Here is a 19,071-nt window from a genome sequence, read left to right on the forward strand (position 1 = left end):
GCCAGTATTTTATCATAAAATAAAAGTACAAGGTTACCTATACCTGAATGGGGGAACATGTCCCTTCACTACACCTGCAAGAAGGGAGAGCTGATGTATGGAAATCGAAAGAATCAATGAGAACACGGTGAAGTTTTATATTTCGTACGTTGATATAGAGAAACGCGGGTTTAATCGTGAAGAAATCTGGTATGATCGGGAAAGAAGCGAAGAATTGTTCTGGGAAATGATGGATGAGATTCACACGGATGACGATGTATTTGACCCGGAAGGCCCGCTTTGGATACAGGTGCAGGCGCTCGAAAAAGGGCTGGAAGTGCTTGTCACAAAAGCGCAGTTGTCGAAAGACGGACAGCGTTTTGAGCTGCCGATTCCGGACGAAAAGCTGAAAGAACTGCCAATCGGCGACCAGCTTGAAGAATTCTTCAGTGAGAACTTCCAAACGCCGATGCAGCAGGTTTTCACGGACGGCGATCCGCTCGAACAGGTCTTGTATTTCAGGGACTTTGAAGATTTGCTGGCGCTGGCCAAAAACGTTCGGATGGAAGACGTCAGCACGAAGCTGTACGCCTTTGAAGGCAAATATTATCTGTATGTCCGCTTCCCGGAAGAGGAAACGGAAGAAGCCAATGACTTTAAGTTAAGCCAGCTGCTGGAGTATTCCGACCTTTCCTCTGTCACAAGCCACCGTCTCCTGGAATACGGAAAGCTGATCATTGACAGCAATGTATTTGCGAAATTAAACTCGTACTTTTAATCGATAAAAAATCGGTGCCGCAAACGCATCGATTTTTTTGTTTATCCGGAAAAAATTCATCCTGGCAAACAGGATTTTTCGCCCCGGGTGGTGAATGTATTCAATACGGCTGTGCATGGCGTTTATACAGATAAGGGCCGGTCAATCTAAGGCTTGCGGAGAGGCCGGCAACTGCATACGACCGAATGCCACGGCCAAACAAAAGCGGGACTGCCGGCTAGAGGGCCCGCCTACAGTTAAAAAAGGAGAGGATGCCGTTGCTTTCTGCGCTAAACGAGCGGGGGGAGCTGATCATGCTGACGGAACGCTTTACAAGATTGGATCTAAAGCAGTTAAAAACCTCCCATACGTTTTACTGTCGGGACTGCCGTGAACCCCTCATTTTAAAAATCGGCAGCCGTGTCACCCCCCATTTTTCCCATTACCGCCATTCCACTTGTGCCACATTTTCTGAACCGGAAAGCCCGATGCATTTGCAAGGCAAAAAAGACTTGTTTTTATGGTTGAGGGGGCAGGGGCTCGATGTTTCCCTCGAACAATATTTTCCTTCTATCCGGCAAAGGGCAGATCTTGTGGTGCGCAAATACCGGCAGCTTTTTGCCATTGAATACCAGTGTTCCCCGATCCCGTTTGAGCGGCTGATGGAGAGAACGGAAGGGTACAGGCACCTCGGCATTTTGCCTGTTTGGATACTGGGCGGTATGCCTTTCCGGTCCTCAGGGAAAGAGGCGGAAAGCGTGTACCGTTGCAGCGATTTTCAGTTGTCTTTTTTACGGCATACCCGGCACCACTTTTATTTATTCAGCTATGCTCCCGGCAAAAAGAAGGTCTGCCTCTTGTCCCACATGACGCCCATATCCGCCAAAACGTTCCACGCCTGTTACGCGGAAAAGCCGCTGTCTGCCTTTTCTTTTCCGTTTACAGATGACCAGTTTTCACTTGTTTCTGCCCCTGTGCCGCTTCCTGAATGGTTTGCGGAAAGGCGGCGCTGGATCGGCCTGAAGATTCAGTTTGGAAAAGCCTTTCAAGACCCGTTTTTACGGCACGTGTATGAAGCGGGAATGCACCCCGGGTCCCTGCCGCCGTTTATCGGCCTGCCGCTTTTGCACATGGCTGCCTGTAAACAGCATCCGGTCGAGTGGCAATTCTATATATGGCTGGATGCCCTTTTCGCATTGCGGACAAAAGCAGCGGTTTCACTGGACGAACTGCTGCGGCTGTTTACCGTGAGGATGGAAAAAAAGGAAATTGCATTCAGAAAGTCACCGTATGTACGCGAAAGGAACGCGGCGAAAGCGATGATTTATGAGTATGCGCAGCTGCTCGTTCAATTAGGGCTCTGGTCAAAAGGAAAAGCAGGCTACTATATGAATAAAAATGTTTTTGCGCCAAAAAATACAGAAGAACTTGAACATATGGAGCGCCATCTGTCTTCCGTGCTCGGGGCCGGTGTTTCAACCGGGAAAGCGGAACAGTAGCGGGATCAGGGGAGTTACGCTAAAATGAAAAAAGAAGGAATTTTTTGTGAAGAATGGAGGAAAATTGATGGAAAATGGGAAAAAAGTACACGCGTTGCCAAGCCGGGACGAGGTTCGTGAAGCATTAACCTGGAGGCTTGAGGATATTTTTCCAAGCGACGATGACTGGAATAAAGAATACCAAGCAGTAAAAGAAAAGCTGGCCGATGCCGCTTCTTATCAGGGGAAACTTGGCGAAAGCGCTGAACAGCTTTATCATGCGCTAAAGTTCCAGGATGAAGTGACAGAAAGGTTCGGCAAGCTGTATACATACGCGCATATGCGTTATGACCAGGATACAACGAATGCCTTTTATCAGGGGATAGACAGCAAAGCGAAAAGTCTTGCCGCCCAGGTTGGGAGCGCGTTTGCGTTTGTGGTGCCGGAAATTCTTTCGATTGAAGAAGCGAAACTGAACGAATTCCTGGAAGCTTATGAGCCGCTGCAATTGTACCGGCACGCATTGGAAGAAATCAATGAGATGCGCCCGCATATTTTATCGAAGGAAGAAGAAGCATTGCTCGCACAGGTTTCAGAAGTGTTGAATACTTCCAGCACCACTTTCGGCATGCTCAACAATGCAGACCTTGAGTTCCCAACTGTGATCGATGAAAACGGCAATGAAGTGCAGATCACGCACGGCCGTTTTACACGCCTGCTGGAAAGCAAAGACCGCCGCGTGCGCAAAGAGGCATTCCAGAAATTGTATGCGACCTACAAAAAATTCACCAACACGTTTGCGAGCACGCTCAGCGGCCAGGTGAAAAAGAACAATGTTGTTGCGCAAATCCGCCATTACCGTTCGGCGCGTGAAGCTGCCCTTTCGGCAAACCATATTCCTGAAAAAGTGTACGACCAGCTTGTGGAAACGGTGAACAAGCATCTCGGTTTGCTGCAGCGGTATGTTGCTTTGCGCAAAAAAGTGCTGCAGCTTGATGAAGTGCATATGTACGATCTGTATACGCCGCTTGTCCAGGACGCCGATATGGAAGTGACATATGAAAAAGCGAAAGAGATCGTGCTTGACGGACTCCATCCGCTCGGCGGGGAATACCAGGGCATTTTACAGCAGGCGTTTGAAAACCGCTGGATTGACGTGGTGGAAAACAAAGGCAAGCGGAGTGGGGCCTATTCTTCGGGCGCTTACGGGACCAATCCGTACATTTTGCTGAACTGGCAGGACAATATTGACAATGTGTTCACCCTCGCGCATGAGCTCGGCCACAGCGTCCACAGCTATTACACGCGGAAGAACCAGCCGTATCCGTACGGGGATTATTCCATTTTTGTGGCGGAAGTGGCTTCCACGTGCAATGAGGCGCTGTTGAACGATTATTTGTTAAAAACGATCAAAGACGAGAAACAGCGGATTTACTTATTGAATCATTATCTGGAAGGTTTCCGCGGGACGGTCTTCCGCCAGACGATGTTTGCCGAATTTGAGCATCTGATCCATCAAAAAGCGCAACATGGCGAAGCGCTGACAGCGGAACTTTTGACAGATGAGTATTATAAGCTGAACCAAAAATACTTTGGCACGGATATCGCCATCGATCAGGAAATCGGGCTTGAGTGGGCACGCATTCCGCATTTTTATTACGATTATTATGTATATCAGTATGCGACCGGCTTCAGCGCCGCGACCGCATTAAGCAAACAAATCCTCGAAGAAGGGGAACCGGCTGTCAAACGCTATATCGGCTATTTGAGCGCCGGCAGCTCGGAATATCCGATTGAAGTATTGAAAAAAGCAGGCGTCGATATGACGTCACCCCAACCGGTCGAAGATGCGTTAAAAGTTTTTGAAGAAAAATTAACGGAAATGGAAAACTTGCTCGGATAAAGAAACAACGGCGGAATTTTTCCGCCGCTCATTTTGTATGGGACACTTTTTGTAGATAAGGGAGCAGGCCCGCGGCGTTGTTTTTTAAGCCGCTTGCCGCCTGTTAAATCTTTTAAAACGGTTGCATTAAAAGTATTTGAAGAAAAATTAACGGAAATGGAAAACTTGCTCGGATAAAGAAACAGCGGCGGAATTTTTCCACCGCTCAATTTGTATGGGACACTTTTTGTAGATAAGGGAGCAGGGTAGCAAGCGTTGTTTTTTAAGCCGCTTGCCGCCTGTTAAATCTTTTAAAACGGTTGCATTAAAAGTATTTGAAGAAAAATTAACGGAAATGGAAAACTTGCTCGGATAAAGAAACAGCGGCGGAATTTTTCCACCGCTCAATTTGTATGGGACACTTTTTGTAGATAAGGGAGCAGGCCCGCGGCGTTGTTTTTTAAGCCGCTTGTTACAAGTGGCGCCTGTTAAACCCTTTAAAACGGTTGCGGCGGTTTACATGCAAAAGCAGCGCGAAGATGGCCGCGAACAAAAGCGTGGACGTGAGAAAAAGAGGGAGAAGCTTCATCAGGCCGAGCAGATTCAGGCAGAATAAAGCGCAGAAACCGGCGGCAAGTGCGATAAGTTTACATTTTTTCATATCCACCAGGCTCCTTTCATCAGGTTTACACAGTCTCGGTCTTCTGTTATTTACACAGCTTCAGTGCTATTTTATGAACAGGCTGACGCGGTATGCAAAATTTAAATTTGACAGATGTGTGAACTATTTAACAAGTACTTGCATACCGGATAGGGGGATGTTATTATATAGATGTGAAGTTGATCACAAGCAAACATACCCCTTTGTTTGACCGTGAAAAATTTCTCCCATCCCCTTTGTTCGTGTTGAAAGAGGCCTTGCAAACGCAAGGCCTCTTTCTTTTTTAGGGATTGGCAAGGATGTTTGGAAAAAATAAATGCAAGCATTTTATGGAAAATCCAGGACGCGAAAGCTGATTCAACACATGGAGAAGACAAACGCACGCATTTTCGTAAATCAAACTCAAAATCGGATTCGTTCAGCAAGCCTTATTTTAAAATATAAAAATCCCCTGCCAGAGACAAGGGTCAGTTGATATATTTCCAGAATGAGCCGTGCTTTCCTTCGATTTTCCGAACCTTTTGCTGAAGAACGAGCTTTTTCAATTCTTTTTCGGCTTCATGGACCGGCAGATCGTATACCACCGCAATTTCCTTTGATGCCACAAACCCGAAATACTTCAGAAATTCCTCCAATGGGGGGAGCGGCAATGGTGAAGGCTCTTTGCCCAGCATCTCCTGAAGAACTTGTACATAAATATCATAAGAATAGAGTCCGGAAATTTTTAATCCTTCATCTTCAATATGTTCATTAAAGAAAACAAGCGACGGGCTTTCGGTTACTTCCATTTCCGACGTAATTTTCAAATCGCACTGAAAAGCCTTCGCTGCGCTTTCGGAATGGATGTCATGCAAAAATTCGTCGACATCGATGGAAGCGCCTTTTGCACAATCCACTAAAATTTGGATATCCGATATATTTCGTTTTTCAAGAAAGACGAGCTCCTGTACTTTCCGCAAAAACCGCAATCCCTGTTTCTTTCCCTGCAGTTCGGCCGCTTTTATCGCAATCGACACGATATAAGGCGACGTAATCGGGTTTTCAATCCATAAACTGCCGTCGCAGGACATGCCGGTGCGGCTCGCCGTTTTTTCCCAGTAATCCGCAATCGCTTCCCGTTTTTTCGGAATGTCGTTCAGATTGGATAATTTTCCGATCAGCACATGGCGGAGGCGGAAATAGACGCCATACTCGAGACGCAGCTTTTTTAAAACCGGTTCCAGCGCCCAGCATTCCGGGCAAAGCGGATCGATAAAAACGTAGATTTCCAGCGGCTTCTTTGAAAAACAGCTGGAATGTTTCATTAAATCAATCATGTTTTTCAATTTGCGTCACCTGGCACATCATCCGGAGTATTGACCATATGCTGTGCGGTCAGGACAAGCCTTTGAAAAAAGAAGTCGTGGAATTCGCCGTCAATCCCTGTTTCGTCCATTGCGGCACTCATGCAGGACAGCCATGCTTTGGCGCGTTTAGGCGTAACTTCATGTGGCAGGTGCCGCGCCCTGAGCATCGGATGCCCGTGCTCTTCCGTGTACAGCGGGGGACCGCCCAAAAACTGCGTTAAAAACTGCTTCTGCTTCCTGGCAACTTCCGTTAAATCATCAGGAAAAATCGGGATTAAATCCGGATGTTTGGCGACCCGCTTGTAAAACGCATCAACAAGCCGGCCAAGTTTTTCTCCCCCAATGATCTCATATGGCACAGTTTTCTTTTCCACCATAGAATAACTGCTCCTTTATCTCGTTTTTATCTTGCGTATATTTGAAATCGACGGAAAGGTTTGCTCATTAAAATTTTTGTCGACATATCTGCCATTTGTTCTTTATTTTATCAAGGGGGCCGCAATAACTCAAACAATCCGCTTTATTTGGCAAACTTTCACAGCTTCCTATGACCTGCAGCAATAGGTGTCATAATATTTATTTTGGAAAACCTGCGCGATCGGCCTGATGAAAGACAATTCATTGGGATGTAAACGTGGTAATGATATTTATCGGGGCGGGGAAGGACAAAATGTATGCGTGTGACCGGGGAAATGTCCTTCATTGCGGCGGGATGAACAAGAGGTATGCGTGTGAGGCGGCGAACTGTCCTTTTGAACCTGTCAAAAGGACAAAACAGGATGCACCCGGGCTCGAAATGTCTTTTTGAAATTGTCAAAAGGACAAAACAGGATGCACCCGGGCCCGAAATGTCTTTTTAAAGCCGCCAAAAGGACAAAAGGAGTGGCGATTGGGCTCGAAATGTCTTTTTGGGGCTGTCAAAAGGACAAAACAGGCTGCATTCGGGCTCGAAATGTCTTTTTGAGCTTGTCAAAAGGACAAAACAGGCTGCGTCTGGGTTCAAACTGTCTTTTTGAACCTGTCAAAAGGACAAAACAGGCTGCATTCGGGCTCGAAATGTCTTTTTGAGCTTGTCAAAAGGACAAAACAGGCTGCGTCTGGGTTCAAACTGTCTTTTTAAAGCTGTCAAAAGGACAAAACAGGCTGCGTCTGGGTTCAAACTGTCTTTTTGAACCTGTCAAAAAGACAAAACAGGCTGCATCCGGGCTCAAACTGTCTTTTTGATGTCGCCAAAAGGACAAAAGGAGTGACGTTTGAGCCCGAAATGTCTTTTTGAGCTTGTCAAAAGGACAGAACACGCTGCATACAGGCCCGAAACGTCCTTTTGAATCTGTAAAAGGGAAAAAACGCATGCCCGAAACCGTTGAAATGTCCTTCATCGGGGTGATGAAGGACAAAAGTGAGCCGCCAAACATTGAAATGTCTTTCATCGGGCAAATGAAGGACAAAATGCAGGCCCGAGACCGTGAAAATGTCCTTCACCGGGTTGATGAAGGACAAAACGCGAGCCCGAGACCGTGAAAATGTCTTTCACCGGGTTGATGAAGGACAAAACGCGGGCCGCCAACCATTGAAACGTCCTTCATCGGGCAAATGAAGGACAAAACGCATGCCCGAAACCGTTGAAATGTCCTTCATACGGCAAATGAAGGACAAAACGCGAGCCCGAGACCGTGAAAATGTCTTTCACCGGGTTGATGAAGGACAAAACGCATGCCCGAGACCATGAAAATGTCCTTCATCGAGGTAATGAAGGACAAAACGCGTGCCACCACACATTAAAATGTCCTTCATTGGGTTAATGAAGGACAAAACGCATGCCACCAACCATTGAAATGTCCTTCATCGGGCAAATGAAAGACAAAACACGAGCCCCGAACCGTGAAAATGTCCTTCATTGGGTTAATGAAGGACAAAACGCATGCCACCAACCATTGAAATGTCTTTAATAGGGCAGATGAAAGACAAAACGCAGGCCCGAGACCGGGAAAATGTCCTTCACCGGGTTGATGAAGGACAAAACACGAGCTCGAAACCGTAGAAATGTCCTTCATCGAGGTAATGAAGGACAAAACGTGAGCCACCAACCATTAAAATGTCCTTCATCGGGCAAATGAAGGACAAAGCGCGGGCCACCAACCATTAAAATGTCCTCCACACGACAAATGAAAGACAAAAAAGCGGAGCCTTGACCGGGTAATGTTCTTCATCGGCTCCAGTCAGAAATTTCCCCATAAAAAAATGCCGCACAGAGCGGCGGGTTTTAATCGTTATGCCAAATGATTCATAATCGATGAGACGTATTTCTGTGTTTCTTTGAATGGCGGAATACCGCCGTATCGGTCGACATTGCCGGGGCCTGCATTATAGGCGGCCAATGCAAGCTGGACATTGTGGTCGTATTTTCCCAGCAAAGATTTCAAATACTTTGTGCCGGCGTCCACATTTTGTTCCGGGTCAAGTACATTGCTTACCCCGAGCGAGGCCGCCGTTTCTGGCATCAGCTGCATCAGCCCTGCTGCGCCTGCCGCACTCACTGCATCCGGACGATAACCGGATTCCTGTTTGATGACAGCTTGAATGAGCTTTTCTGGCACGCCGTATTTTTCCGATGCTTGCTGAATCGCCTGGCTGATTTTCGCCGGGATTCCACCACTGCCGGAAGCGGCTGTTGTCTGCGTGCTTTCTGAAGCTGAATTTTGTGCAGAAGCGGAAAAAGCCGCGCTTGTTCCTGCCTGCGCAGTAGCTGCTGTCGCTTTACCGGACAAAGTGCTTAATCCCGTAAAGGCAGGCAACGTGGTAAGCACCGGATTTTCCCCTGTTAAAGAAGACAATGAATTGAACGCCGGATTTAAAGTTGCTGCCAGGGATGATAACACCCCGGATTCGTCTTTACCGCTTGCGCCAGCAGCCGTTTCATTTTCCTTTGCTTCTTCTAAAAAGCTTGACAGCATCTCCTGAAAAAGAGAGGTGCTGTTGCCCGTTTGAGCAGCATTGCTGCCGGGAGAAAGCGACTGCAGCGCCTCCAGTTCCATTAAAGACGCGATTTGGCTGATTGTACTCATCTCTCATTGCTCCTTTTTGCCTCATAAAAGCGGAGAACCTTGTTTTTTGCCGGATGGTGCGGGATGCCGTATGTTTCCAGCAATTTTAAAAATTGTTTTGTGCCTGTTTCCAGTTCACTTACTTCATATTCTATCTCAAAATCTTCCTTGTTTAAATAAAAATTATGGTCAAACACGAGCAGCCCGCCTTCATATGCAATTTCAGCCCGCTTCGTTGCAAGCTTTCCAAAATACACCAATTTACTTGGCGCCACCTGCAGTTCCATTAATTTTTCCATGACTTCGCCTTCCGGAAACCAGCCCTCGTTTTTGAGCTTTTGAAAAACTTTTTCGCCGATCATCTGGCTTGTTTCCAGCAGCCCGGTTTCCTCCGGCGTTTTCAGGGTGAGCTGGAAGCGTCCTGTCTTTTTCCGGACACGCAGGGCCGATTTTCTATGCTTTAAAGCAAAATCAGGCGTATCAAAATAAAAGTTTTTCTGCTGTTTAAAATCATGTTCCGCGATGCCAAAAGCCCGGGCAAGGCGGCAGAAATCACGGCGGGTGACCATATTTTTACATTCAATTTCAATTTCTTTGCTCATGATAAGCCCTCACTTCCATCATCATTATACTAAAGCGAATCCCTTCCTTAAAGTGTCTATTCTTTGTGGAGATATGGTAAAATAAAATGGGATTGAAACTTGTTCTCCGATGGGAAGGAGAGGGAGGGAAAACGGATTGCGAAAGATTATTGAACTGGGGCAACCTGAATGGAAAGACGGGATTCTCGAACTGTATGCTGAGCGCCCGGATGTTTCCATGCGGAGCCTGAAGCCGGCAGGGCAAATGATCGTCGATTCGGATGCCTGTGCCTTTATCTATCTGGCTGAAGACGACGGCTGTGAGGATTATACATATTTATATTTGCCTGTTCCGGTTTGGAAAGAGATTCGGACGGCGGCATTTGAACATAAAAAAGTGGTTGCTGTTTCAAAAAATGGAAAATTGGAGCTTACAGGGCTTGATGAGGAACTTCATTTTTTGCTCGATAATATCCGGGGCAACAGCAATTACGGAAAAAAGATGCTGGATAAGGTAGAGGCCGTTTTTGCATTGGAATGAGATCCGAAGAGGTGATCAGGCAGTGGATTGGGAGGAATTTTTAACCCCGTATAAACAGGCTGTTGATGAATTAAAAGTGAAGTTAAAGGGGATGCGCACCCAATTTGAAAAAGAGCATACCCATTGCCCGATTGAGTTTGTAACAGGGCGTGTAAAGCCGGTAGCAAGCATTATAGAAAAAGCAAACATAAAAGGCATCCCGCTTGGCCGGCTGGAGGCGGAAATGCAGGATATCGCCGGGCTCAGAATGATGTGCCAGTTTGTGGATGATATTAAACTGGTTGTCGGGCTTCTCAGGCGCCGAAACGATTTCCGGATTGTCGAAGAAAAAGACTATATTTCGAATAAAAAACCGAGCGGCTACCGGTCTTATCATGTCATTATTGAATATCCGGTGCAGACGATCCGCGGGGAAAAGAAAATTCTTGCGGAGATCCAGATCCGGACGCTGGCGATGAATTTTTGGGCAACGATTGAACATTCTTTAAACTATAAGTATAAAGGCAGGTTTCCCGAAGAAATTAATATACGGCTGAAGCGGGCTGCCGAAGCCGCTTTCCGCCTTGATGAAGAAATGTCCGAGATCCGTGAAGAAATTCAGGAAGCCCAAATGTATTTTTCAAAAAACAAAGAGCGCGCGGAACAAAAAAAGCCATGAAACCGGTGGCAAAAAAAGAAGGGGAGGGGAAGCAGCTTGAAATTTGCCATCACTTCTAAAGGGGATACGGAATCCAATATATGGATGCATAAAATCCGTTCTTATTTGCAGGATTTCGGGCTTGTTTACGATGAAGCACAACCGGATATCGTCATCTCGGTCGGCGGGGACGGCACGCTTTTGTATGCTTTTCACCGCTACAGTTCCCGGCTTGACCGGACGGCTTTTGTCGGGGTGCATACCGGCCATCTCGGCTTTTATGCCGACTGGGTGCCGGATGAAATTGAGGAGCTGGTCGATGCGATCGCCCATAAAACTTACACTACGGTGGACTACCCGCTTCTTGAAGCGATGATTGCGTATGAGCACGGCGGCCACGAAACGCGTTACCTTGCGTTAAATGAGTCAACGGTCAAATGCGTGGACGGCACCTTTGTCATCGATGTTGAGATCAATGGCCGGCATTTTGAGCGTTTCCGCGGCGACGGATTATGCCTTGCCACACCAAGTGGCAGTACGGCTTATAATAAGGCGCTCGGCGGGGCTATTGTCCACCCTTCCCTGCAATCGATCCAGCTCACCGAGATGGCATCCATTAACAATAAAGTGTTCCGGACAATCGGCTCGCCGCTTATTTTGCCGGGGCACCATACTTGTGTGTTGCGCCCGGTCCGGCAGAAAGATTTTTTGGTAACAGTTGACCATTTAACGCTGCTCCATAAGGAAGTCCGGTCCATCCAGTACCGCGTGGCAAAAGAAAAGATCCGGTTTGCCCGTTTCAGGCCTTTTCCTTTCTGGAAGAGGGTGCATGATTCTTTTATTTCGGATTAGGTGAAAACATGTTGACATTATCGTGGACAATTACAGAAGCTGAGGCACATCAGGAACTGAAAGAATTTTTAAAAGCGCGTCATATCTCGAAACGGGCGCTTGCGGATATTAAATTTCGCGGCGGGATGATCCTTGTGAACGGCCGCGAAGTAACGGTCCGCTATCGCTTGCAGCCGGGCGATGCGGCCGCCATTGTTTTTCCAAAAGAAACCCCGAGCCCCAATCTTACGCCCGAAAACATTCCATTCGGCCATGTCTATGAAGATGAAAGCGTGCTTGTTGCCGATAAGCCGGCGTTTATGAATACAATCCCTTCCCGCGAGCACCCGTCCGCAAGCCTTGCCAATGCGGTGCTCGGCCATTACCGGAAAAACGGGATAGAATCCGCGGTCCATGTTGTGACCCGGCTTGACCGAAACACATCCGGGCTTGTCCTGATCGCAAAAAATCGTTATATCCACCATTTATGCAGCCTGATGCAGCAAAAGCATGTAATTTGCCGGACGTACGAAGCGCTCGCGGAAGGGGCTTTTACTGAAAAAAGCGGCACAATTGAAGCCCCGATCGGGAGAAAAGAGACGAGCATTATAGAACGCGGAGTCCGGGACGATGGCCAGTTTGCGCGCACCCATTATGAAGTGGTCCGGCAATTTCCGGCATATGCACATGTGCGTCTCCGGCTTGACACCGGCAGGACGCACCAGATCCGTGTCCATCTTTCCTATATCGGCCACCCGCTTCTCGGCGACAGCCTGTACGGTGGCAACACGAGCCGCTTCACCCGGCAGGCGCTCCATTGCAGTGAGCTTTCATTTCAGCACCCGGTTTCAGGGAAAGAAATGCATTTCTTTTCTAAACCGCCCTTTTTGGATCTTCTTTGATGTTGATTCGGATTTCCCTGCTTCTGATGCCAGCGTTTAGTTTACGGCATGGGCGCTTATCCTTAATTTTGCTGTTGCATGTTCTTTTCTCCCCGGGACTTTATGATTGCTACAGGATGTCCTGAAAAAGCTCAACGCTCTAAAAAAACATGAAGATGGTTATTCCATTATTGCCATGTGGAACGGGAAACGTCAAAATAATTTTATTAAAGCTTAGTTTTTCTACTCTTTTTTAACTATTCCAATTTGTATAAAGAAAAATAAATGCCGATAAAGGAATAATGATTAACGAAGAATAATATAAAAAAGCCTCTAAAAGAGAAAGTTTCCTTTCTCTTTTAGTTCTTTTTAAATGTCGAGAATAGCCTGCCGCATATACTAGGGTAAGTAGTTGAGTTAGAAAAAGTAAATGATTTAATGTCACGATTGTTTATTCTCCTTTTAGCTGACTGGTTCGGCACCACCTATGCGGATACTGGGTTAACAAATAAACCGGTGGCAACAAGCTTTCCAGCAGCAAGCCAATTCCCCTTTTCGACTTCTCGCGCAACTTCCTGTGCCATTGATTTGCTAATGTGAATCGCATCTTGTAAGGCGTTTTCCTGTGGTTGACCACCTTTTGATTCGTAAAATCTAAAAAATTTTTAGTAACTTTAAATGAAGAGTTTTCAAGTTCTTACTGGTTAATTGTATATTCTCCCGCTTTATTTTTTATCATAACATGTTCTAATATAGGGCTTACTGAATCAGTAAAATTTCTAGATTTGGCAAGGCTGCTGACAGCTTTGACAACCATTTTAATGCAAGAGTTTTACAACAAATCTAGAGAATGATTGCCCTCGAAAGCCGATTCAACGTATGGAGAAGATCAAATCACCCCTTTTCGCAAAAGGATTCTTCTATATTTTTAAGACAGAACTTGCAGACAAATTGGGTATAAACTCAGAATCGGATCCGTTCAGCAAGCCCTAATATAATTCATGGTGTCTTGAGTCTGTTATAATTGTTCTTTAGAAAGATCGTTATAGAACTCATTCCATGAAGTAGACAAGTTAAAACATACTTCCATGGATTTTTTTCTTCCTCTCTGGGAAGGGATGCCAAATGCTTCTCAATTCAGGCGAACGTCCTGAACTTTTCTTCCACATATGGCATTGAAGAGGGGACGGAGACGGTTTCAATTTCCGGATACCGGAGTGCTGTCAGTTTGCCGCCGAATACGCAGCCGGTATCAATATTGACCGTGTGGCCGATCCATCGCGGTTCTTTCACCGGCGTATGCCCGTATACAATCCAGCTTTCCCCTTCGTCATTTTTCGCCCAGTCGCAGCGCACCGGTGTCCCGTCCGGATTGGTTTCCCCGTTAATATCACCGTAAAGCACAAAAGTCTGGACCGATTTATTCATCTTCCCAATATCCTTGCGCCGGATCCCGGCATGGGCGATGACAAGCTTGCCGCCGTCTAGAACAAGATAAAGCGGGGATTTCTCATACAGTTCCATAAATTGTTTGCTGTGCCGTTCCCGCTCTTTTACGGGGAGCGCCTCCAGTTCCGCCACCGTTGTTTCAAGGCCGTGCTTCTGCTGGACATTTCTCCCTAAAAAATATCGGTACAGCTTGTTGCAGTGGTTGCCGGGGACATACAGGCCAAGCTTCTTTTTCCACAATCGATAGACAGTATCGGCCACTTCCAAAGATGCCGGCCCGCGGTCTGTCAGATCACCGACAAAACCAAGCAGCCGGCCACCTGGATGAACGGGCATACCGTTTTCCCATTGATACCCCAGTTTTTCCGTAAGCTTCCTGAATTCCGCCATGCAGCCATGTATATCCCCAATGATATCGATTTTCATTGAACTCGCTCCTTCCATCTCTATTTTATGTTGTCCGGCGCGCCTAAACAAATGCCGGGTAGTTGAAAAAAGGTTGGTATTCCCCGGGGTCCCGGTACGATTATCCTGCAACAAATAAAACACAGGTGCTTTTCAAACCCGGAAAGTTCATGTAGAATTGGTATCAGGTACTAAAAATCGTATATAAATTGTAAATAAAGGAGTTAACATGATGCAGTTATCTTTGGAAAATAAAACATTTGTTGTGATGGGTGTTGCAAATAAGCGCAGTATTGCCTGGGGAATTGCCCAATCGCTTGATGCAGCAGGCGCAAGGATTATTTTTACCTATGCGCTCGACCGGAATGAAAAAAGCATCCACGAACTTGCTGAAACGCTGAATCGAAAGGACTATCTGATCCTTCAATGCGACGTGGAAAGCGACGAGCAGATTCAGTCATGCTTTCAAACGATCAAAAAGGAAGTCGGCACGATCGACGGTATTGCCCACTGTGTTGCGTTTGCCCGCAGAGAAGAATTAAAAGGCGACTACACAAATGTGACGCGTGAAGGGTTTTTACTGGCCCATAATATTAGTTCCTATTCGCTGTCGGCCGTTGCCAAAGCGGTGAAAGAACTGGAACTCATGCCAAACGGGGGCAGCATTGTCACCCTTACCTACCTCGGCGGCGAACGCGTGATGGAAAATTACAATGTGATGGGTGTAGCGAAAGCTTCCCTCGATGCAAGCGTCCGCTATTTGGCATATGACCTTGGGAAACTCAATATCCGTGTTAACTCGATCTCTGCTGGCCCGATTCGCACTTTGTCGGCAAAAGGTGTTAGCGACTTCAACAGCATTTTGAAAGTGATGGAAGAAAGGGCGCCGCTTCACCGCGGTGTGGATACACGCGAAGTCGGCGATACCGCGTTGTTTCTTTTTAGTGACCTGTCGCGCGCTGTTACAGGCGAAAACATTCATGTGGATGCCGGCTATCATATTATGGGCTAACCGACAATTCCGGACGATTCGAAAACTGGTCCTTCCGAATGCCGGCTATCATAAAATGCAACGGCTTGTCCAAAAGCGCAAATAAAAAAAGCCAGGAGGTGAAACCTTCCTGGCTTTTTTGACATCGCATCAGTCCCTGTAATCTTTTTTATGGCCTTTTTTGCTGTCATGGTGATAATGGTCGTTATCTTCAATTTCTGCAGCAGAGAATGTGTAGCTGACAACATTTTGAGGCGTCAGTGTAATGGTTCCAAGCAGGGTAGGTGCAACCCCCGGAATCGTTGTATCTGGAGCGAAATTACCGAGTTCAATGGTTAAGAAGTATTCGTTTTTCCCTTTGGACGGATCGGTATCTACGGCGTGAACCGTCGTTGTCACGTTTTCAAAGAGTACTGTAACGAGTCCGCCGGCTGTAAGAATGCCAATGCCGGAAATTCCGCTTTCATCCCGTTTTTGGGAAATGAGTGTCGTACCGGAAGAATTTCTTCTCCAAATTCTAAAGACTGCCGGAATGGTTAACGGAATGACGATCCCTGGTCCTGCTCCTGTAATTGCCCCAATTAAGGCTGCAAGTGTTACACCGAGTGGCAGGTCTGCTGGCGACCATTCGACAGTTGCGAGCAATGAAACACGGTCATCATAATCATCCACTTTTACATCTACTTCCGCAATGGCGTTTGCCATGTTAAAGACGCCTGTCACGGATACAGGTACGGACGGCGATTGATCCACATCGAATTCCGACAGAAGCCCCCGTTCTTCCTCGTCTTGCCGTTTGTGGCGGCGATGATCATCATAGCAGCTGTCGTTTGAGTCGTAATAAGACATTTAAATGCCTCCCTTCGTTTTGTTACTATATTCTACTCATTCGCATATTTTTGGAATAGACGGATGGTAGCGTATAAAAGCACATTTTTCCCTGCTTTATCCATTTGTGCCAATATGCTGTGGAAACCGCGGTTCCGTTCCTTGTCCCCAAAACATACGATAAGGCAGAAATAGCAAATGATTGGGAGATTCAAGCTCTAGGCACATTTCTTATTTTCATGCATAGTTATAAAGCGAGCCAGAAATCAGGAGGAGGGATTTTGGAAACATGGAGGAGAGCCAGTACAGCAGCCAAAAACCGCTTCTTTATATTATCCAGCCGAAAAATGTTCCGCTCGCGATCAAGATGCAGAAAGTGTACAGAAATGTGGTGAGCGAAAAACCTGAACATGCCGGCCATGGAACGATCGTGGAACCAATGCCTGCCGGCGGCGATACAGGGCATGCCGAAGAAAAAAACAATGCAGCCGCACACGAGAAAAAAACAGAACCGGAACAGCCCAAACCAAATAAAGCGGCAGAACAGGAAAAAACAGAAGGAGCTGCAGAACGCGGGGGAGTCGTAAACGTTTCATCCAAGACAAAAACGGCAGATCCTGCGGAACATGAGGAATCGGCAAATGCCATGGGGCAGCAACATGTTGCGGAACCCGCCGGAGCGGTGGAAGCGGAGACGGATTTGGAAACGGACGGCGCTGACAAAGCCGACACCTGGCCGGAACAAGAAACCATTCAACCGCCATCGAGAAAACGGTTCAAAGAAATGACGGTCCATGAAAAAATTGACTATTTAATTCATAAGCCAGGTTTTCTACCGGAAATCCCCGTCATGATTCAAACGAACAGCATCGCCTATCGTGCCGTGATCCTTGAACGGATGGAAGACCAATTGTCCGTCATGCCTTTTTCCTCAATGGAGACGGCCTGGATCAATCTGGACGAGATCACGGACATTAAATTACTGGTTCAGTAAAGCCACGGAAAAAAAGTCGATAAGCGGCAACTTATCGACTTTCATACATTACAAATTGACAAAAGTGTCTTCGAGGCATTGAATGGCAATGAAATCGGTTAAATCAAGCGTGATGCATGTATCGGTTGCTTCGAAGTGGACCCTAGAATGGCCGTCATGATGTTCGCAGACGCATTTTAAAACCCGTACAACAGCACAGCACCCTTCCACATTTTCGACTCTTAAAAATTTCGATTTTTCGCAGAAGTCGTCGCAGCTGTCAAAGTGGTGATTTTTGTAAAATGGTTCAAAAGCACAACCGTCTTTTGTATATAGAATGAATGGACGTGTGTTGACATGTGAATGTTTTTCCCTGTTGGCACCGAGCACGGGATTCAAGCAGTTGGTCGGGCAGCTGCTGTCTTCTACCGCAGCATCCTGCAAATCGTTGATGAAATGTACGACATCACAAACGCAAGTACGGGAATATTCATGGGATTTACTGCTCATTCATTTTTCAACTCCTTCAATGGTTTAGTTTCAGTACACTATAGAATATTGTCTCGGTGCTTTTTTTGTTACGAATGTCCCCGCGTTTTTGCAAAAATAGGCAAACAACTTGCATAGGGAATTTTGTACCCGGGGAAGGAGGCAGGAAATGGTTTCCTATTGGCTTGATTTCGTTCTGCTTGCACTGGCCAGTTTCAGACTGACGCGCTTGTTGGTTTATGATAAAATTACGGCCTTTTTACGAAAACCTTTTCATAAAGAAATAACCGAAATGGCGCCTGATGGAACAATCGAGGAATATATTGAAATCAAAGGAACAGGGATCAGAAAGTGGATTGGCGAATTATTAAGTTGCCACTGGTGCACCGGTGTCTGGTCCGCGGCCATCCTGTACGGGAGTTGGATGCTTTTTCCGCAAATCGGGTCGCCTATTGTCATGATCCTTGCAATTGCCGGCCTGGCGAGTATCCTCGAAACCGTTCTTTTGCGGATCATGGACGAATGAAGTGAACAACCGTGAAAATGCTGCATACGATAAAAAAGGAAGCGCGAATCCTGAGGAAAGGATGGTAAGATTATGGGCAAACCACGCATCAAAATTCCGGTCACCCCTTCATCCGTCCCGGCGTATACAAACAATCAGAAAAAAGTCAAAAAAGGCGGATGCGGCTGCGGCGGCAAAAAAACGCGATAAAACAAAAGCGGAAGGCAGGATTGCACTTCCGCTTTTGTTTTCCCTTTTTTCCAGGATGCGGCAAGAATTTCTAATTATAAAATCTGCGCTTGCGCGAAAAATAGAGAGGTAAAAGTTGAAAGCGCAGAGGGATGAGTATGAAAAAAATCATGTATGTTTTAGCTTCAGTATGTTTGCTCACCGGCTGCGGTTTTAACGGGCCGGAACACAAGGACAGCAAAATGGCCCTTGTGAAAAAAACACAACCGTCGCCGGTGAGACTCACGAACACCGGGAATAAGGCCGTTTCAGGACAATTGAAAAAAGATGTCCTTGGCTTTGACAGCATTTACGATGTGGCCATCATTGAAGGGCCAAAAGAAACATTGGTTGCCTACAAAGTCAGGCATCTGCACCGTTTTAAAATGAAGAAAATCGAAAAACAGCTCAACGCCTTTTTAAAGAAACGCTACCCCGGACGCAAATTTATTACTTCCAGCGACTATAAAATTTTCCTGGAAACCGTCCGCCTCAAGGAAGATATGGACGAGCACAAAATTTCAGCCGGCAAGGCAAAAAAACGTTTCAAAGACATCATCAAGCTGAAACAGGAATTAACATAGG

20 protein-coding genes are annotated in these 19,071 nt (G+C 46.5%); 12 read left to right on the forward strand and 8 right to left on the reverse strand.

All coding sequences use genetic code 11. The features are described from left to right. The first annotated feature begins 97 nt into the window (after positions 1–97). The 3 genes from mecA to pepF all read left to right on the forward strand — a co-directional run bounded on the left by mecA (position 98) and on the right by pepF (position 4,117). Positions 98–757, forward strand: a complete 660-nt coding sequence (mecA, locus tag NST70_RS04750) for an adaptor protein MecA (RefSeq protein WP_061577837.1) — start codon at positions 98–100, stop codon at positions 755–757. Between the two features lie 251 nt (positions 758–1,008). Next, positions 1,009–2,235 (forward strand): competence protein CoiA family protein, encoded by a 1,227-nt coding sequence (locus NST70_RS04755; RefSeq protein WP_260832499.1) that lies wholly within the window; start codon positions 1,009–1,011, stop codon positions 2,233–2,235. A 67-nt stretch (positions 2,236–2,302) separates the two neighbouring features. Beyond that, a complete protein-coding gene (gene pepF / locus NST70_RS04760; RefSeq protein ID WP_168985946.1) occupies positions 2,303–4,117 on the forward strand; it encodes an oligoendopeptidase F in 1,815 nt (604 codons plus the stop codon). Positions 4,118–4,568: 451 nt separating this feature from the next. Here pepF and NST70_RS04765 read toward each other — a convergent pair whose 3' ends face one another. The 3 genes from NST70_RS04765 to NST70_RS04775 form a co-directional block, all read right to left on the reverse strand. Further along, entirely contained in the window at positions 4,569–4,757 is a 189-nt protein-coding gene (locus tag NST70_RS04765; RefSeq protein ID WP_014095724.1) for a hypothetical protein, read from the reverse strand. A 467-nt stretch (positions 4,758–5,224) separates the two neighbouring features. Beyond that, positions 5,225–6,082: a ClpXP adapter SpxH family protein gene (locus NST70_RS04770; RefSeq protein ID WP_014095723.1), complete on the reverse strand. Its 858-nt coding sequence runs from the start codon at positions 6,080–6,082 to the stop codon at positions 5,225–5,227. Continuing rightward, positions 6,079–6,480 (reverse strand): globin, encoded by a 402-nt coding sequence (locus NST70_RS04775; RefSeq protein WP_342475867.1) that lies wholly within the window; start codon positions 6,478–6,480, stop codon positions 6,079–6,081. The genes NST70_RS04770 and NST70_RS04775 overlap by 4 nt, the downstream gene beginning before the upstream one ends. Positions 6,481–7,453: 973 nt before the next feature. On the opposite strand from NST70_RS04775, the gene NST70_RS04780 reads away from it, so the two are divergent. Next, a complete protein-coding gene (locus NST70_RS04780) occupies positions 7,454–7,624 on the forward strand; it encodes a hypothetical protein (RefSeq protein ID WP_155375939.1) in 171 nt (56 codons plus the stop codon). A gap of 749 nt (positions 7,625–8,373) precedes the next feature. On the opposite strand, the gene NST70_RS04785 is transcribed toward NST70_RS04780, so the two are convergent. Beyond that, entirely contained in the window at positions 8,374–9,168 is a 795-nt protein-coding gene (locus NST70_RS04785) for a lytic transglycosylase domain-containing protein (protein ID WP_342475869.1), read from the reverse strand. After that, positions 9,165–9,749: a CYTH domain-containing protein gene (locus tag NST70_RS04790; RefSeq protein WP_133536519.1), complete on the reverse strand. Its 585-nt coding sequence runs from the start codon at positions 9,747–9,749 to the stop codon at positions 9,165–9,167. The genes NST70_RS04785 and NST70_RS04790 overlap by 4 nt, the downstream gene beginning before the upstream one ends. A 136-nt stretch (positions 9,750–9,885) precedes the next feature. On the opposite strand from NST70_RS04790, the gene NST70_RS04795 reads away from it, so the two are divergent. Genes NST70_RS04795 through NST70_RS04810 form a run of 4 tightly spaced genes read left to right on the forward strand, consistent with a single transcriptional unit; the run spans position 9,886 to position 12,639 of the window. Next, the gene (locus NST70_RS04795; protein WP_013858798.1) at positions 9,886–10,269 is read left to right on the forward strand and encodes a hypothetical protein; all 384 of its coding nucleotides are present in this window, start codon (positions 9,886–9,888) and stop codon (positions 10,267–10,269) included. 22 nt (positions 10,270–10,291) lie between these two features. Beyond that, complete coding sequence (locus NST70_RS04800; RefSeq protein WP_013858799.1) at positions 10,292–10,927, forward strand: GTP pyrophosphokinase family protein; 636 nt, start codon at positions 10,292–10,294, stop codon at positions 10,925–10,927. A 36-nt stretch (positions 10,928–10,963) separates the two neighbouring features. After that, complete coding sequence (locus tag NST70_RS04805) at positions 10,964–11,758, forward strand: NAD kinase (RefSeq protein ID WP_019721840.1); 795 nt, start codon at positions 10,964–10,966, stop codon at positions 11,756–11,758. Between the two features lie 8 nt (positions 11,759–11,766). Next, positions 11,767–12,639, forward strand: a complete 873-nt coding sequence (locus NST70_RS04810) for an RluA family pseudouridine synthase (protein WP_342475874.1) — start codon at positions 11,767–11,769, stop codon at positions 12,637–12,639. A 1,116-nt stretch (positions 12,640–13,755) separates the two neighbouring features. On the opposite strand, the gene prpE is transcribed toward NST70_RS04810, so the two are convergent. Continuing rightward, positions 13,756–14,493, reverse strand: a complete 738-nt coding sequence (prpE, locus tag NST70_RS04815; protein ID WP_014095713.1) for a bis(5'-nucleosyl)-tetraphosphatase PrpE — start codon at positions 14,491–14,493, stop codon at positions 13,756–13,758. 211 nt (positions 14,494–14,704) lie between these two features. On the opposite strand from prpE, the gene fabI reads away from it, so the two are divergent. Then, a complete protein-coding gene (gene fabI, locus NST70_RS04820) occupies positions 14,705–15,484 on the forward strand; it encodes an enoyl-ACP reductase FabI (RefSeq protein WP_041817844.1) in 780 nt (259 codons plus the stop codon). Between the two features lie 129 nt (positions 15,485–15,613). On the opposite strand, the gene NST70_RS04825 is transcribed toward fabI, so the two are convergent. Continuing rightward, complete coding sequence (locus NST70_RS04825; RefSeq protein WP_061577773.1) at positions 15,614–16,312, reverse strand: hypothetical protein; 699 nt, start codon at positions 16,310–16,312, stop codon at positions 15,614–15,616. Between the two features lie 268 nt (positions 16,313–16,580). Here NST70_RS04825 and NST70_RS04830 point away from each other — a divergent pair, with 268 nt between their 5' ends. Continuing rightward, entirely contained in the window at positions 16,581–17,285 is a 705-nt protein-coding gene (locus NST70_RS04830; protein WP_014095710.1) for a spore coat CotO family protein, read from the forward strand. A gap of 48 nt (positions 17,286–17,333) precedes the next feature. On the opposite strand, the gene NST70_RS04835 is transcribed toward NST70_RS04830, so the two are convergent. Next, complete coding sequence (locus tag NST70_RS04835; protein ID WP_014095709.1) at positions 17,334–17,774, reverse strand: CotY/CotZ family spore coat protein; 441 nt, start codon at positions 17,772–17,774, stop codon at positions 17,334–17,336. 148 nt (positions 17,775–17,922) lie between these two features. Between NST70_RS04835 and NST70_RS04840 the strand changes: the two genes are divergently transcribed. Both NST70_RS04840 and NST70_RS04845 read left to right on the forward strand, forming a co-directional pair. Further along, positions 17,923–18,279, forward strand: coding sequence for a DUF1360 domain-containing protein (locus NST70_RS04840; protein ID WP_014095708.1), 357 nt, complete (start codon positions 17,923–17,925; stop codon positions 18,277–18,279). 326 nt (positions 18,280–18,605) lie between these two features. Continuing rightward, positions 18,606–19,070: a sporulation protein gene (locus tag NST70_RS04845; protein WP_014095706.1), complete on the forward strand. Its 465-nt coding sequence runs from the start codon at positions 18,606–18,608 to the stop codon at positions 19,068–19,070. Position 19,071 lies beyond the last annotated feature (1 nt).

This window comes from Weizmannia sp. FSL K6-0777 (assembly GCF_038593185.1).
GTDB classification, from domain to species: domain Bacteria; phylum Bacillota; class Bacilli; order Bacillales; family Bacillaceae_C; genus Weizmannia; species Weizmannia faecalis.

Bases quoted from the DNA above. Each gene is read 5' to 3' on its own strand.
- NST70_RS04785 (WP_342475869.1), bottom strand. From the start codon at position 9,168: ATGAGTACAATCAGCCAAATCGCGTCTTTAATGGAACTGGAGGCGCTG.
- NST70_RS04780 (WP_155375939.1), top strand. From the start codon at position 7,454: ATGCCCGAAACCGTTGAAATGTCCTTCATCGGGGTGATGAAGGACAAA.
- NST70_RS04775 (WP_342475867.1), bottom strand. From the start codon at position 6,480: ATGGTGGAAAAGAAAACTGTGCCATATGAGATCATTGGGGGAGAAAAA.
- pepF (WP_168985946.1), top strand. From the start codon at position 2,303: ATGGAAAATGGGAAAAAAGTACACGCGTTGCCAAGCCGGGACGAGGTT.
- NST70_RS04810 (WP_342475874.1), top strand. From the start codon at position 11,767: ATGTTGACATTATCGTGGACAATTACAGAAGCTGAGGCACATCAGGAA.
- NST70_RS04825 (WP_061577773.1), bottom strand. From the start codon at position 16,312: ATGTCTTATTACGACTCAAACGACAGCTGCTATGATGATCATCGCCGC.
- NST70_RS04835 (WP_014095709.1), bottom strand. From the start codon at position 17,774: ATGAGCAGTAAATCCCATGAATATTCCCGTACTTGCGTTTGTGATGTC.
- NST70_RS04840 (WP_014095708.1), top strand. From the start codon at position 17,923: ATGGTTTCCTATTGGCTTGATTTCGTTCTGCTTGCACTGGCCAGTTTC.
- NST70_RS04755 (WP_260832499.1), top strand. From the start codon at position 1,009: ATGCCGTTGCTTTCTGCGCTAAACGAGCGGGGGGAGCTGATCATGCTG.
- NST70_RS04790 (WP_133536519.1), bottom strand. From the start codon at position 9,749: ATGAGCAAAGAAATTGAAATTGAATGTAAAAATATGGTCACCCGCCGT.
- NST70_RS04845 (WP_014095706.1), top strand. From the start codon at position 18,606: ATGAAAAAAATCATGTATGTTTTAGCTTCAGTATGTTTGCTCACCGGC.
- NST70_RS04830 (WP_014095710.1), top strand. From the start codon at position 16,581: ATGGAGGAGAGCCAGTACAGCAGCCAAAAACCGCTTCTTTATATTATC.
- fabI (WP_041817844.1), top strand. From the start codon at position 14,705: ATGCAGTTATCTTTGGAAAATAAAACATTTGTTGTGATGGGTGTTGCA.
- NST70_RS04765 (WP_014095724.1), bottom strand. From the start codon at position 4,757: ATGAAAAAATGTAAACTTATCGCACTTGCCGCCGGTTTCTGCGCTTTA.
- mecA (WP_061577837.1), top strand. From the start codon at position 98: ATGGAAATCGAAAGAATCAATGAGAACACGGTGAAGTTTTATATTTCG.
- prpE (WP_014095713.1), bottom strand. From the start codon at position 14,493: ATGAAAATCGATATCATTGGGGATATACATGGCTGCATGGCGGAATTC.